Annotated in this window: 1 protein-coding gene; it reads right to left on the minus strand. The window is 36.0% G+C overall.

What is annotated here, in order from left to right; all coding sequences use genetic code 11:
• On the minus strand, nt 1-228 hold a 228-nt coding region (locus SB756_RS36440), incomplete at both ends, for a glutathione S-transferase N-terminal domain-containing protein (RefSeq protein ID WP_410914125.1).

Raw genomic sequence — 228 nt, forward strand, 5'->3', positions numbered from 1 at the left:
GCAAACTTTCCGTTACCGTATTTAGTAATTAAGTAATCAGTAATAGCGCCAGATTCGGTAACAATTAAACCATCGTCTTCAATAACCGGCGACTTACCGAGTTGGTGAACTTGCTTTAGCTCATCAGGGGCTAAAAATGTGTCTTTGTTACGTTGATAAGCAACAATTTCGTAATTAACTTCTAGTTCTTCTAAAAGCCAAATAATACGTTTAGAACGCGATTTATTT

Source organism: Pseudomonas sp. SIMBA_068 (assembly GCF_046534705.1).
Lineage (GTDB): Bacteria > Pseudomonadota > Gammaproteobacteria > Pseudomonadales > Pseudomonadaceae > Aquipseudomonas > Aquipseudomonas putida.